The organism is Sulfuricaulis sp., assembly GCF_041499725.1.
Taxonomy (GTDB): domain Bacteria; phylum Pseudomonadota; class Gammaproteobacteria; order Acidiferrobacterales; family Sulfurifustaceae; genus Sulfuricaulis.
This window is the reverse complement of sequence record NZ_JBGQKW010000002.1, coordinates 49,090-63,523: the sequence shown is the minus strand read 5'-3', so window position 1 is coordinate 63,523 and position 14,434 is coordinate 49,090. Positions and strand designations below refer to the sequence as shown.

Here is a 14,434-nt window from a genome sequence, read left to right as displayed (position 1 = left end):
CCTCCAGTCCGGTTGCTGAGCGGCATTTTCCAATGTTTGCGCGTCCCTTGTCAAAGCATCTCATGGCGGTCCCGCCTTGATCATTAATCGCGCGTTTTACCGGGAAGCCGCCATGACCTCCCTGGCGATTGGCTTGGTGTTGCTGGTGGTCATGGTGCTGATGAGCATGACATTGCTGCTCGGGCGCGCGGTGCGCGGAGATCAGTCCGAGGCAGTGGTATTCATTCTGCTCGGTTTTCAGACGCTCGCGAAACTAGATGTATTGCTGCCGCTGGCGTTTTACCTGGGCATCCTCCTGACGCTCTCGCGCTGGTACCGCGACAGCGAGATGACGGTGCTGGCCGCCTGCGGGGTGGGGCTGATGCATTTCATGCGCCCGGTGATGATGCTGGGACTGATCTTCGGCGCCTTGACGCTGGTGGGAGCGTTTTATTTCACGCCGCTCGCAACCCGGCAGATCGAGAATGTCAAAAGTGAGAGTAGCCACCGCTCCGAGCTGGGGGCGATCTCCCCCGGCGTGTTTACCGAGGCGCAGGGGACGGGGCGAATCGTTTACGCCGAAAAGATTGAAGAGAACGGAAACCTGCAGGGAATTTTCGTCAGCAGCCTGGAGGAGGGCAAGCAGGGCGTGCTGGTGGCCAAATCGGGACATCCCTATACCGACTCGAAGACCGGCGACAAATTTATCGCCCTGCATGACGGGACGCTCTACGAAGGCGAGCCCGGCGAGGCCGGGTACCGTATTCTGGAATACAACGTTTATAACCTGCGCATCGAGCCGAAGAAGTTCGGCGAGGCACCGGTGCCGACGGCGGGGCTGCCCACGCACGAGCTGTTGCGACAGTATGTATCGGCAAGGTTTCGTGACGAGGGCCGGTTATTTAACGCCGAACTTCATTGGCGACTCGGCAAAACGATCGCGTTGTTCGTGCTGGCCCTATACGCGGTGGTGCTGGCCTATACCGACGTGCGCCGCGGCCGGATGTCCAATCTGTTTGTCGCCATCGTGGTCTATTTTGTCTACTCAAACCTGCTCGGCATCGCCGAGACCATGTTGCAGAACGAACGCGTGCCGCGGGCGGCGGGATTGTGGTGGGTGCACGGCGGCATGGCGCTGGTGGCTCTCTATTTCCTGCGGCAGCGCGCGCACGACCGGCCGCTGATCTCCCTGCCCGCCAGGGTCGGACGCCGATGATGCTGACACTCCTCGACCGGCTGATCGCGCGCCACGTGCTTTACAGCACCTTGCTGGTGCTCAACGTGCTGGTGGCGATGGCGGTTTTCTTCATTCTGATTGAAGGCCTGAAGGATTACGGCAAGGCCAGTTTTGGGGCGCTGGCACTGGTCAAGTACGTGATTCTGAAACAGCCGCAACAGGTCTATCAGCTCTCACCCATCGCCGCCCTGATCGGCACGATGATGGGTCTGTCCACGCTGGCGCTCAATTCCGAACTGACCGCCATGCGCGCGGCCGGGGTGTCGGTGGCGCGCATCGTCGGCGCCACCATGAAGGTTGGATTTCTATTCGCGGTGGTCATCCTGCTCGTCGGCGAATACGTCGTGCCGGCTTCCGAGAATCTCGCGCAGACCGGGCGTGCCAAGGCGTTGGCGAAGGCGCTACAGCAGAAGAGTTCCGGCATCTGGCTGCGCAGCGGCGCGTTGTTCGTGAATATCGGCGAGGTGCTGCCCGATCTTAGCCTCCTGCGGATGAATATTTACGATTTCGACACGCATGCCCACCTGCGCCGGCAAACCTCGGCGCGCCGCGCTACGCATGACGGCGACAAGTGGCGGCTCGAGGACGTGAGCGAGAGCATTATCGTCGGCAAGGAGGCGGTGCAGACGCGCCGCGCGGCGAAGGAGGAGTGGCGCTCGGAACTCACCCCCGAGGTGGTGTCGGTATTCGCGGTGCAGCCCGACAGCCTCTCGATCCAGCAGTTGCACTACTACATCGAACATTTGCAGCAGAACAACCAGGACACGCGCAACTTCCGGCTGGTCTTCTGGCAGAAAATCTTCATGCCGTTCGCCACCCTGGTCATGATGCTGCTGGCCACGCCTTTTGTCTTCCGCCAGATCCGCAGCGGCGGCATGAGCAGTCGCGTGTTCATCGGCATCATGCTGGGGCTGGTGTTCATCATCGTCGACCAGAGCCTCGGCTATTTTGGCGTGCTGTACGCGCTCACGCCGGTGGCCGGGGCGCTGTTGCCCATCGGGATGTTTTTTACGCTGGCGCTGGTCCTGCTGTACCGCGCGTCGCGGGGGTTGTGACAGATTTTATCTGTACCTCAGTCTGAACTACCCCGGATGGGGTGTCCGTGGAAACGGGGATGCCTCAGCCTGGCCCCTTTTAATACTTTAATACCCCTTTCTATTTTCTTCCCCAACCGTCATCGGACTTAGGGCCCTCACCACTACGCGTTGACCGAACGAAACTGATGGTCCCACCAACAGCAGCAACGATCAGCAAAAGCAGACCTGTCCAAAAAATCGGCCCTAATATCAGGGCCCAGCCACCGAGTAGATTACTTTCAGGATATACCTGTTCAACGATCAAAAGTCCTAAGTAACCTGAGACAGTTGCGATCGCGCCAACAGTGGTGACCCACCAAAGCCAAGATTTACGTTTCATCAAAACGTGCCCCTTGATCGATATGTCTATTGCTTCGTGCAGCTGCACCCGTTGTCGGACGTATCAGCGGTAATTATGCACCACATCACTTTCATATTGCAGATATCGCATGAACTATAGAGTCTACCTCTCCATGAGGATGCATTGCACCCATACTTTTTGTAGCAATCATCATGTTCATCACAACACTTCCTAATGCAAGGTTTTCTGTTCATCCAAGAGCCGACAGAACCATCAACATCACACCCCGGCTTTTGGAGGCTAAATCCTGGTCTAACGTTACCGTTAGGCGAGTTCCAACCGAACGGAACCGCCCAGATTGCTGTCCCCTCTGGATCCGTCCACCTTAACGGATTATTCACCACATACGCGTAGGTGTTGAGTCCGCCTGCTAAGCCGATGGGATCGGAAGTGATCCACCGACCGGTCTTAGGATCGTAGTAGCGATTCCAGACATAGTACAACCCAGTCTCCTGATCCGCATACATCCCCGCATACCGCAGATTCACCGTCACACTCCCCGTCGGTGAGGTATCCCCAAATGCATTTCCCTCCCAGCGCCACACCACGGCCTTCGTGGCGCTCGTCGCCAGCCGCGGCGTGCCTTCATGATCGGCATGCAAGTACGACAGCGTATCGGTACCGCCACTCTTCGTGATCTGCGCCAACGGTTGGGTATCCGCCCACATGTAGGCAACCTGCGAGGTGCCGGTCGAGCTTGTCTCCAGGATCAGATTACCGCGGATGTCGTAGTGGTAGACCGTGGTACCCGAGGCGGTGGTCTTGCGAGTACGCTGGCGCAGGTGGTTGTAAACATAACTCCCCAGGGCGGCGCCTTGGCTCACAGACTGTAACTCTCCGGCATTGTTGTAGGCGTAGGTGTACGTCCCGTCGCTCACGGTGTTGCCCGCGGCGTCCAGGGTGATCGTCTGGCCATGATATTGCGACAGGCGGTTCGAGGCGCTGAGGTAGATATAGCTCCCACTGCTATCGCTCGTCCGATTCCCATTTGGGTCGTAGCCGAGGTTTACCGTACTCGCCGGAATCGAGGTGATGCTGTCTTGGATTAACCGATCGAGCGCGTCGTAGCCGTAACTCCCCGTCTGGAAGAGGCCCTGCCGGCTGGTGACGTTGCCGTTGGCGTCATAACCGTACACCCGCGTATCAGCGGTTCCCAGGGACTGATTCGTAAGCCGGCCTTGCAGGTCGTAGGTGCGGGTCTCGTTGAGCCCGTTGCCGTAGCTTTGGGTAAGCAGTAACCCATCCGCGCGGTAGGTCCGCGCGCTGGCGAGCGTTTTGGCCACGCCGCTCACCGTGGCGCTGACAGACGTGATTTGCCCTAAGCCGTTTCGTGCATAGGTCACGAGGCGGTTGTCGGGGTAAGTGATCGTCTTGATCCGGTCTGAGGCATCGTAGGTGTAGCTGGTGGTATAGACGATGCCCAACTCCGTCTTGCTCTGGGTGAGGACGTTGCCAAAGGCATCGTAGCTGTACTGCGTGGTGCCACTGGCATCCGCGACCTGGCACAGCCGGCCGATGCCGGCGGTGCAGTTGTCGTAGGTGTAGGTAACATCTTCCGTGGTCCCGGGGTAGTCGATGCTCGTGACCCGGTTGAGCGCATCGTAGGTGTAGGATATCGGGATGCTTCTCGCGTCGGAGACGGTCGTAACGTTGCCGGCGTTATCGTACGTATAAACCGTGGTGCCGCGGTCCGCGGAGATTTCCTGGAGGAGATTGCCGAGATCGTCGTATTGGTACTGGGTCGTGGCGTTGTTTGGCGCGACGACTTGTTGCAGCCGGTCGTTCGGGTCGTAGGCGTAACTGGTGGTACCGCCCAGGCTGTTGAGCGTCTGTATGAGTCGATTTAGCGCATCGAAGCTGTTTGTCGACGGGGGATTGTTGTTCGGATCGGTTTGTTGAGTAAGGTTGCCCACGGCATCGTTTATCTGCTGCGTGAGCGAGCCCGCCGCGTTAATCGATGAGAGGTGGTTTCTGATGTCGTACGCGAGATCGATCTGGCGCGTCAGGACGTTCGAGGAGTTGTAAGTGTATTCGCTGATGCGGTTGCCCTTAATATCATAGCTGTAGGCAACGTAATTGTTGAAGTTATCGGTCACTCGCGTGAGCTGGCGGGCGGCATTGTATGTGTAGCTGAGCGTGCGGCCGTCGGGGAAGTATACCGTTAACAGATCACCGCCTGCCTGGTGATATCGATATTGGGTGGTTCGCGTGCTGCCTGTCGGCGGTGTTTGGGTAATCTGAGTTACCCGGGCCAGATAGTCGTATGCAAGACTGTAAACGTAGCTGGTACGTAACCCGTTGGCGTCGGTCATCTGCAATAGCTTGCCGTACGCATCGTAACTGTCGAAGGTAGTCACCTGTCCCAAAGCGTTGGTGATGCTGCGCAACTGCCCGCAGGCTCCCGCCGTGGCGCAGTCGTAGTAGGCCAGGGTCGTGACATCATTGACATCCGTGCGTGGCCCATCGATCGATGTGATTTGACCAGTGCTGTTATAGGTAAGCCCCACGCTGCGTGAGACCGGTGTGGCGCTGGGTGTAAAGCCGCTCTGCATAATCATTGTCGGAAGCGTGGGATGCGCGGCATCGCCGTAAGTTATCGTGGTGGTCTTGTTTTGTCCGCTGTAGACGCTCGGGCTCTGGATTACCGTGGGCAGATCGAGGGTAGGGGACAAATAACTATACGTTGTGGTGCGGGTCGCGCTCGTCGTCGTGGGCGCATCACACGTTCCCGCCAATCCTTCGGTCATCGAGAGCTTTTGGTTTGTACTGCTATACGTATACGTCGTGACCTTGCCTTCTTCGTCCTTTTTGCAAGTTAAGTTGTTATTGGCGTCGAAGGTCTGCACCGCGCTCTTGCCGTCACTCTGATTCACCTTTGAGACGAGTGCCTTTGCCCCAAGATTGGAGGCAAAAGTCATGACTTCTTGCGTATTGGCAGCGTCGGTGACTGTAGTTTGGCTCGGCGAGTCATAGCTGAAGGCGGTCCGCTCCGCGCCAGAGGCATGTTCCGTCGAAACCGCCTTGCCCAATGCGTCGTAGGCGTAGGTGGCATAGCGGAAGGTGATCGATGCGTAGAAGTACGAAATGCCGGTGAGATTCTGGGGAAAGGAAGTATTCTCGTAGTGATAGATCGTTCCCATGCCGGGGTAGTAAGTGACGCGCGTTAGATTGTTGTTGGCATCGTACGTATAGCGGGGGAATTGAGCACCACCATTAATTTGGTAAATGTGGTTGTTTGCGTCATAGCTCAAGGTCAGGCGGTGGCCAAACGGGCCGGTGACGGTGGCGAGCCGGCCAGACGTATCGTAACTGTAGTCGTAACTGTAGCTTGTGGTTCTGCCGGTGCGGTCGGTCTCGGTGACAAGCTTGCCGGCGGTGTCGTAACGCTCAACCGCCCCGTCCTTATCCATCGTGAGGGTGTAGCCGTTAGCATCCTGAGTGAGTGCGATCTGGGTATCCGCATCGCCTTGGCAAGCACCGCCGTTGCAGACGAAAGACTCCCCGCGCCCGTCTGCACGCATTACCTGTACGGTGGTGGGGTTGATGTAAAGACGCTTACCCAATATCGAGGAGGTCCAACCGACGCCAAACCCGACGTCGACCATAAGCTGGCTGTTGTAGTAGCGGATAATCGGAATACCGCCATCAACGCTCGTCAGATCGACCTCGCTTTGGAATTTGTTGCCTGTAGCCGCATTGCAGGGATTGCCCTTCATCGCATCGCCGGAGCAGGCATTGATTTTATTCGGCGGTGGGATGGTACAGACGCCAGGGGCAACATAATTCTGAGTAGGCGGACATTGCCTTATCGGATAGATAGCCTTAAATAAGGCAGTCAGAGTGGGACCATTCAAAATGTCATCCCATACAGCCCACTTCGCAGCGAAGTTTCCCTCGTGGGTCCACACGCAACTATATCCATTCGGCCAACCGTAGTTCGCTTGATACCAGGGCAGTTTAGCCACACACGCGGCTTTTGCCGCGTCAGAGGTGTTGAAGTATTCATTAGGCAAGTGTGGCGGGTCAGCCAAAGTGGTGGACGGAATCAACAGGCCGGACAACAGTAGGATATATAGGCCGCGTGATATCGGGCGCAATAATTTCCGTGGTGTTGAGGGTGAAAAGGCCGATAGATGTCCCATGAAGAACATTTTTCTTCCTCCTGCCCGCTCCCCGCTGCGGTGGTGTCGCCGCTTTTTTAGAATCTCTTAAGCGAGGAACGAAAGTGCTGGTTGGTTTTGTTATTGCTTACTGATGCCTTCTTTTTATATCCGCGTTAATTGTTCTGAATATTTATTTCAGCAGTATCCTTGATACTTGTCAAATAACAGAGAGGAATAAAGCTACATCAGCAAATGCTGATGTAGCGGCAGGAAAAAGGTTTGGAGATTAATTTTTATTTTTTTGGCAACGGCGTTAATTTTGTTCCCGACAGCCGATCATGCCACGCGCGTTTGTCGCTATCGTAGAGCACCCACAGAAATCCCAGACCGAGACAAAGCAAGGAGAGCAGGGCGGAGGCGAAACGCTTGAGTGCAATCGTCCAGGTGATCGGCCCGCCGTCTTGGCGCACCAGTCTGATGCGCCAGGTGCGCATGCCGAGCGTCTGCCCGCCGCGGACCCAGAAGCCGCCGTAGAACAGAAAACAGATGGCGAGCAGATAAAACTGGTAGAGGGTTTTGACGAGCAGGCCGGGTTTGGCGCCGCCGGTCAGCCACACGTAGGGGTAACTCAGCATCATTAATAGGGCGAACAACAGCAGGCTGTCGTAGGCCATGGCGCCGAGACGGCGCAGCAGCCCGGGCGGTGACAATGGAAGTGGCATAGCGGTGTCGGGCATTTTCTTGGTGGCTGAAAAAATCTTTTGAACAGAAATCGTGCCGGGATGCAAGCGCGATTTGATCCCATGACGCGTGGCGCGTGAATCCGGCCAGCCGTTGTCTGGCAAAACGCCGGTGCATGTTTAAAAAATGTTCAATCTAACGGCGGTTCTGCGGTCAGGCCGCTTTCAGTCGTCCGGCCGGTGATTACACACAAACTTATGCACAAAATCTGTGAGTAGTTTTGTGGTTATCGTCGAATCCGGCACGTTTATCCGGGCACGGGATAAACAGTAACGGCCGCGTTTTCCAACTCTATACGTATGCACCGCGATAGGTTAATCTTGTGACCCGTTGATGGATGAGGGAACGCCTCCTGCTTTGTGTGTGTTTTCCCGCGGCGACATTCCCCAAGGACTTTATTTTAAGTGCTTGCCAATAATCTTTCGCTGAATCTGATCGAGCTCGGGCACTACTGCGCCTATCTTGCCTTTATTGTGGCGCTGATCCAGGGGCTCGCGCCGATCGCGGCGCATTACCTGCGCCAGCCGCGGCTGGCGCAGCTCAGCGTGAACGCGAGCGTGGCGGTGTTCGTGCTGACTTCGATTGGCGGCCTTAGCTTGGTGCATGCCTTTTTGACCAGCAATTTCACGGTCCTGTACGTCGCGAACACTTCCAATACGCTGTTGCCGATCTTCTATAAGGTAGCGGCCCTGTGGGGTGGCCACGAAGGCTCGTTGTACCTGTGGGTGTGGATACTTACCTTATATACCCTGGTCGTCGGTTGGCACGGGCGCAAGCACTACCCGGAACATCTGCCCACGATCCTCGCCGTCCAGGGCTGGCTGATGGTCGGCTTCTTCGGTCTCATCCTGTTTTTGTCCAATCCGTTCGCGCGCCTGTTTCCGGCGGCGGCGGAAGGGAACGATCTCAATCCCTTGTTGCAGGATCCGGGCATGGTGTTTCACCCGCCCGGGCTGTACATGGGCTATGTCGGCTTCTCGGTGCCGTTTGCCTTCGCCATGACCGCGCTCATCACGCGCTGGCGCAGCGAACTGTGGGTCGGACTGATCCGGCGCTGGGCGCTGATCGCTTGGGGATTCCTGACCACCGGCGTCATGCTCGGCGGCTGGTGGGCTTATTATGAATTGGGTTGGGGCGGCTACTGGGCCTGGGACCCGGTGGAGAACGCCTCGTTCATGCCGTGGCTGCTCGGCACGGCGCTGGTGCATTCCATCACGGTGCAGGACCGCCGGCGCATGCTGCACGCGTGGAATATCTTTCTGGTCATCAGCACGTTTTCGCTGTCGCTGCTCGGCACCTTCCTGGTGCGTTCGGGCGTTCTTTCCTCGGTGCATGCGTTTGCCGTGGACCCGGGACGCGGCGCCTACATTCTCGCGTTCATGACCATCGTGTTGACCGTGTCGTTCGGGATTTTCATGGCCAAGGGCCGTTACCAGCAGGCGGAGGAAACCATCACCTCGCTGCTGTCGCGCGAGTCGCTGTTTGTCTGGAACAACGTGCTGTTTACCGTGGCCTGCGCGACCGTGCTGCTCGGGACGCTCTATCCGCTGGCGCTGGATGCGCTGAGTGGACAGAAGATTACCGTCGCCGCGCCGTATTTCAACGCCGTCATGGTGCCGATATTCCTCGTCATCATTCTGCTGATGGCCGTGGGGCCGCTGGTGCCGTGGCGCAAGAGCAATCTCGAACGCCTGCGCAAACGCTTGTTGTGGCCGTTCATTGTCGGTGTGGCCGCGGCGGTCGCAGTGCTGGTATTTCTGCCTCCGGTGCACTGGACCGGACCGGCCGCGACGGGGCTGGCGCTGTTTGCCTTCTCCAACCTCATGGCCGATTTCCTGCGTGCGGTTCGGCAGCGCCGCCAGCAGCTGAAGGAGACTTTCGGCCGCGCCAGCCTCAAGACGGTGCTCGGAAACCGGCGGCATTACGGCGGCATGATCGTGCACTTCGGCATTGTCATCATCGCTCTCGGGCTGATCGGCTCGGGCCTGTTCCGCTCCGAGGAAATGGTATCCATGGGCCCGGGAGACGTGGCCGAAGTGGCCGGTGAGCGGCTGCGTTTTGATGGTATTGAAATGTTCCACCACGACAATTACGACGCGATCCAGGGCCGGCTGACGTTGCTCAACAGCGGCCGCCTGTCGACACCGGAGCGCCGCCGCTACCCGCGCCAGGAGATGCCCACGACCGAGACCAGCATCGATTCCACGATGCTGCGCGATGTGTACGTCGTGCTCGCGGAGTCGAGCGAAAAGGACAAATGGGCGGTGCACATTTATGTCAATCCGCTGGTGCGGTTCATCTGGACCGGCGGCGTCATTATTCTGTCCGGTCTTTTCCTCTCTCTCAGCAGCCAGCACAGGCGCGAAGCCAAGGTCCCGGCCGGCGCCCAGGTGGCGAAATAATCCCTGATGCGGTGTCTGATCTTTCTATTTCTCCTCGTTTCCTTGCCGGTGTTCGCCACGCAAGTGACGGAAGACCCCTTGGAGCGGCAGGTGCTCGACATCGCCAAGGATCTGCGCTGCACCGTGTGCCAGAACCAGCCGGTGTCGGAATCCAACGCCGATCTGGCGCGTGACATGCGCGCCATCATCCGCGAGCAGGTTCAGGCCGGTAAATCGCGCGACGAGATCGTCAAATATTTTGTCGACCGTTATGGTGATTATGTATTGATGAGCCCGCCCAAGCGCGGATCGGGTGCCATCGTGTGGGCCGGACCGCTGACGCTGATCGTCGTCGTGGGCGCGTCCGGGTTCGTTTTCCTGCGCCGCCGGCTGCGTCCCTCCATGCCGCCGACGCCGCCGCTTTCCAAGGAAGACGCCGAGCGCGTGCGCAGCGCGCGTAAGCTGAGCAACACTTGATCTGGTTCGCCGCCATCGCGGTGCTGATCGTGATCGCCACGGTGTGGTACGTGGCGCGTCCGCTGGCGCGGCCGGCCATGCAGGACAACGGCGAGCACCGCGATCAATTGCAGCAGTTGCGTGAGCGCCTGCTCGTGCAGCTCAACGAACTCGATATCGAAGAGGGCGACCGCAACATAGACGCCGACGTGGTGAATGACGAGCGCCGCCGCCTCGAAGCCGAACTCGCCCGGACCCTGCGTGAACTTGAAACGCTGGGCAGTGCCGGGAAGAAAACAAAGAAGGCCAAGCGTGAATCGCGCCGCGGCTGGGCCATCGGCTTGGTTGCCCTCGGCGTGGTGCTGCCCCTGACCTCCGCCGGTCTTTACGCTCTGGGGCAGCGCAACACCCTGGCGTATCTCTTCAATCCTGAAATACCCGCCAATGCCTCCGTGCCCCCGATGGCACTGGAGATGGTCGCGCGCCTGGAAAAGCGCCTGCAAGAGCAGCCGGACGATGCCGCCGGCTGGTTGCGGCTGGGGCGCGCCTACGGGGTGATGGGTCGTCAGGAGGCGGCGGAGGCCGCCTACGCACGTGCTTACAAGCTCATGCCCGATAACCCGGAAGTGGTGGCGGAATACGCCTCATTCCTCTACAACATGGACCCACAGAATACCGGTGGGCCGGTATTTTCTCTTTTCAGCAAGCTCTTGAAACTTGACCCGCAGAACCAGGATGCCATGTGGTTTCTCGGCTTGGCCGCTTTTCAGAAGGGCGATTACCAGCAGGCGCTCGGATTATGGGAGCAGTTGCTGAAAGCCCTGCCGGCGGACAGCAAAGAGGCGGAGCATCTGCGCCGTATTGTCAGCAAGACCCGCGAAAAAATGGGAAAAACATAAAGCCCGCCGGAAACAGGCTGGCCGCCATTGCGCGTTTGGCTTGACAGTCGGTGGCGGGTTAAACTACGAGCGTGCGCAAGAAATCTGGAAACCCCACAAAAATAACCATGCGGCTTCATGGCGCCTTGACAATTATCGTGGCCAGCTTCGCGGTCCTGATGGCCGAACCGGCGCGGGCGACGGTTTATACCTTCACGGACATCAGCGGCGTCACCCACTTCACCAACGTGCCCTCCGACCCGCGCTACGCAGGAATGACGCGCGCTCCGTACAGGGTGTCGGCTTACAAGCCAGTAAAAACTTCCTCTGGGTATCCCATCGCTTCTGATCGGTATGCGCTGCTGGTGGAAAAGGCGGCGCGCGAACACAGTCTCGATCAGGCGCTGCTGCAGGCGATGATCGCGACGGAATCCGGTTTCGATCCGCACGCCGTTTCGCGCAAGGGCGCCGTGGGCCTCATGCAGCTCATGCCCGAAACCGCCCGACGTTACGGGGTGCGCAATCTCTACGATCCGGCGGAGAATATCCAGGGTGGGGCGAAGTACCTGCATGACCTGATGCGGAAATTCAACAACGACCTGTCGCTGACACTGGCCGCCTATAATGCCGGCGAGGACGCCATCGTCCAGTACGGCAACCGCATTCCTCCCTATCGCGAGACGCTGCAGTACGTCCCGCGCGTCCTGACCTTGTACCGGCAGTATCAGCGCAACGTCCGTTAGCCGCGTTCCCTCAGAAGTCCCAACGGTAACCCAGCGACCAGTACCGACGCCGGTTTGTGTCTTCGGTCGTCGTACCCTTGTTAGTCGTATGTTCCTCGCCAAATTCTGCCTCCAGGGTGATGTTCTGCTTCCACTTGTAACTCGGCTTCAACGAAGGTGAGAAGCGATCCACATCGGTATTGGTGCTCGAATCGTGTTGGGAGTACCAGCTCAGGGTGGTGTCGAGGCTCCAGCTTGGACCCCAGAGCAGGCGGTTGGTCAAGGAATACGAATTACCGTCGAATGTCGGGCCAACGATGTGGCTGATGCTGAACACATTAACATCGCGCTGCGTGAAGATGCCGGTACCGATGAGATTTCCGGTATACGTGTAGATGGTGCCGGTATCCGGCTGGGCCGGCTGATTCACGGAGCCCGCGGTGCTCGAGGTGTGCGCCGACTGTACGTCGAATCCCGCCTGCCAGCGCGTACTCAATGGTTGTGAGATTCCCACGCTGTGCAGATCCGTCGTGGATGTCAGGTTGAGCGCCTGTTGTTTGAGCTGCTCATAGGTTTTTGTCTGGAGCTGCGATTTGATCGACGTGTCGGATTCTCCTTGCAAAGCATTGGTGAGCGACAACGACGGTGTTTTGCGCCTGTCGAACAAGGCGTGTACAGACGTACCGCTGGTCGCGGTCCAGTTGCTTTGCACCATGGCAATGTTCGAGGTCTTGAATTCCGTGTCATAGTCGAACAGCCCGTACAGGGTGAATACCTGGCTGAAATAGCGGATTTCGCTGCCCACGGCATGACGGTCCGTGACGTCGTCCACCTTCTGTTCGATCGTGTACAAGCCGCCGCCCCAGTGCTCGGCAAACGGGCCGATGTCGATTCCTGTGCCGAGGAAGTGCAAATGCGAGTCGTATGAGATATCGGTTGGTATACCGCCCACGACGTTGACCCGCCATTTGGGCGAGAAGTTATAGCCGGCAAGTATCCCGTCAAAGCGCCCGAGCACGCCGCTGGAACCGCCGGGTTGGCGGCCGACGCGTGCCGAATAGTCGAGCTTGCGGTCCTTGAGCTCGTAGTAAATGGCGCTGGGACGATTGGTATCCTCCTGGCCCTGCAGGAAGTTCTTGGTGAAGGTGTCGCGTATCACCAGACGGTTGTCGTAATCCTCGCTGCGGTAACGGTGCAAAAAGTTGAGACTGGTCACGAGCGAGCTTTGGTCGGTCTGTGTCAGGCTGGCCTGATTTTGTGTGTTGGCGGTGGGGGTCAGCGTCGTGCTGTCCAGTTTGCTGGCGCCGTGGTAGTAATACTGCGACAGATTTCCAACGATGGTGGATTGCGCTTCCATACGCGGCTTGACGGCTTTGAGCGCGGCAGAAGGTGTTGTCGTAATCGTGGCATCGAGCGTGGCGATACGCTGGCGCACGCGGTCCGAGCCTTCTCCTGTCGGGTAAAGGTGAAGATAAAGCTCGTATTCCTTGCGTGCCGCCAGGGTTTCCCCGGCACGCTGGCGGGCGAGGCCGATCAGTTCCTGCGCGTCCTGGGAATAGCGATTCGGCGGCAGTCGTAGCAATTGATCGAGCGTGGCAATGGCGACATTGTTATCGCCGCGCGCGAGTGCCGCACGGCCTTTGTCCAGCAACACGAGGGCATCACGATCGTAGGAGCTTGCGGGTGTTGCCGTAGCGCTCGGCGTGATTTCCGGGACAGCGGCAGGCAGGATCGGGGCCGGCACTGGCACTTTTGCGACAGCGCCCGGTGACACTTTCGGTACCGGCGCTACGACTGACGGCAACACGGTGGGCGTGCTTAAGGCGGTGCGTACCGAGTCTTTCTGTTCGTTCAAGGCGGTATGGATCACTTTCGTGTTTGGATAGATATCTTTCAGCTGCTTGCGTGCGGCATAGACGTCTTGCTCATTTTCAAAGAACCCGAGTTTTAACTGGTAAAAGATTTTGTTCTTGTCGCGTGTTTGGGTGGTGTACAGACGGTAGTTTTTTAGCGATGCCGGCAGCGGCGCGCGCGCCGCCGGAGCGGCTTGACTGCTTTCCTCAAGCAAAATGGCGTAAAGAGCCTTGGGCGAGAATACACCCGCGCTGGCCGGTGGTGCTGGCACAGGGGCGGGTGCCGAGGGTACCGGTACAGGGATGGGCGCGGGTGGCGCCAAGGGCGTCAGTTTGGGCCCGATCTTTTTAGCCATTATTGTCGGTGCGCCCGGTTTCGGGGCCGGTAATGTGCGTTGGATGGTGAGATATTCGTTGCGCGTGATTTCGGAGACCTGTGCCGCGGGATATTTGGATAGCGCGCGCTCGCGAAACGCCGTGGCATCGACATAGTTTTCGAAAAAACCCGCGCGCACGAGATAGACAGTCTTATCAAACGCCTTGCTCTGAATTAGATAAACCGGGCTGTCCGGGAAGTCGCGCTTGGCCTGTTTGTCCGAAATCGGCGTGAAGCTGCTGCGCAGTGTCACCACGAAATGTTTTTCGGT

Annotated in this window: 10 protein-coding genes; 6 read left to right on the top strand and 4 right to left on the bottom strand. The window is 58.3% G+C overall.

Going from position 1 to position 14,434, the window contains the following annotated elements; genetic code table 11:
• Window positions 1-76 precede the first annotated feature (76 nt).
• Both lptF and lptG read left to right on the top strand, forming a co-directional pair.
• Window positions 77-1,195: an LPS export ABC transporter permease LptF gene (gene lptF / locus ACC569_RS00775; protein ID WP_372521575.1), complete on the top strand. Its 1,119-nt coding sequence runs from the start codon at window positions 77-79 to the stop codon at window positions 1,193-1,195.
• The gene (gene lptG / locus ACC569_RS00770; protein WP_372521574.1) at window positions 1,192-2,271 is read left to right on the top strand and encodes an LPS export ABC transporter permease LptG; all 1,080 of its coding nucleotides are present in this window, start codon (window positions 1,192-1,194) and stop codon (window positions 2,269-2,271) included. The genes lptF and lptG overlap by 4 nt, the downstream gene beginning before the upstream one ends.
• Window positions 2,272-2,371: 100 nt before the next feature.
• On the opposite strand, the gene ACC569_RS00765 is transcribed toward lptG, so the two are convergent.
• The 3 genes from ACC569_RS00765 to ACC569_RS00755 all read right to left on the bottom strand — a co-directional run bounded on the left by ACC569_RS00765 (window position 2,372) and on the right by ACC569_RS00755 (window position 7,493).
• A complete protein-coding gene (locus tag ACC569_RS00765; protein ID WP_372521573.1) occupies window positions 2,372-2,632 on the bottom strand; it encodes a hypothetical protein in 261 nt (86 codons plus the stop codon).
• 26 nt (window positions 2,633-2,658) lie between these two features.
• A complete protein-coding gene (locus ACC569_RS00760) occupies window positions 2,659-6,369 on the bottom strand; it encodes an RHS repeat-associated core domain-containing protein (RefSeq protein ID WP_372521572.1) in 3,711 nt (1,236 codons plus the stop codon).
• Between the two features lie 680 nt (window positions 6,370-7,049).
• Window positions 7,050-7,493: an RDD family protein gene (locus ACC569_RS00755; RefSeq protein WP_372521571.1), complete on the bottom strand. Its 444-nt coding sequence runs from the start codon at window positions 7,491-7,493 to the stop codon at window positions 7,050-7,052.
• Between the two features lie 408 nt (window positions 7,494-7,901).
• On the opposite strand from ACC569_RS00755, the gene ACC569_RS00750 reads away from it, so the two are divergent.
• The 4 genes from ACC569_RS00750 (at window position 7,902) to ACC569_RS00735 (ending at window position 11,955) form a co-directional block, all read left to right on the top strand.
• Window positions 7,902-9,899: a heme lyase CcmF/NrfE family subunit gene (locus ACC569_RS00750; RefSeq protein WP_372521570.1), complete on the top strand. Its 1,998-nt coding sequence runs from the start codon at window positions 7,902-7,904 to the stop codon at window positions 9,897-9,899.
• Between the two features lie 6 nt (window positions 9,900-9,905).
• The gene (locus tag ACC569_RS00745) at window positions 9,906-10,355 is read left to right on the top strand and encodes a cytochrome c-type biogenesis protein CcmH (protein WP_372521569.1); all 450 of its coding nucleotides are present in this window, start codon (window positions 9,906-9,908) and stop codon (window positions 10,353-10,355) included.
• Window positions 10,352-11,233, top strand: a complete 882-nt coding sequence (locus ACC569_RS00740; protein ID WP_372521568.1) for a tetratricopeptide repeat protein — start codon at window positions 10,352-10,354, stop codon at window positions 11,231-11,233. Before ACC569_RS00745 ends, ACC569_RS00740 begins: the two co-directional genes overlap by 4 nt.
• Window positions 11,234-11,358: 125 nt before the next feature.
• Window positions 11,359-11,955 (top strand): transglycosylase SLT domain-containing protein, encoded by a 597-nt coding sequence (locus ACC569_RS00735; protein ID WP_372521567.1) that lies wholly within the window; start codon window positions 11,359-11,361, stop codon window positions 11,953-11,955.
• Window positions 11,956-11,965: 10 nt separating this feature from the next.
• On the opposite strand, the gene ACC569_RS00730 is transcribed toward ACC569_RS00735, so the two are convergent.
• On the bottom strand, window positions 11,966-14,416 hold the full coding sequence (locus ACC569_RS00730) for a hypothetical protein (protein ID WP_372521566.1): 2,451 nt from the start codon (window positions 14,414-14,416) through the stop codon (window positions 11,966-11,968).
• Window positions 14,417-14,434: the final 18 nt, after the last annotated feature.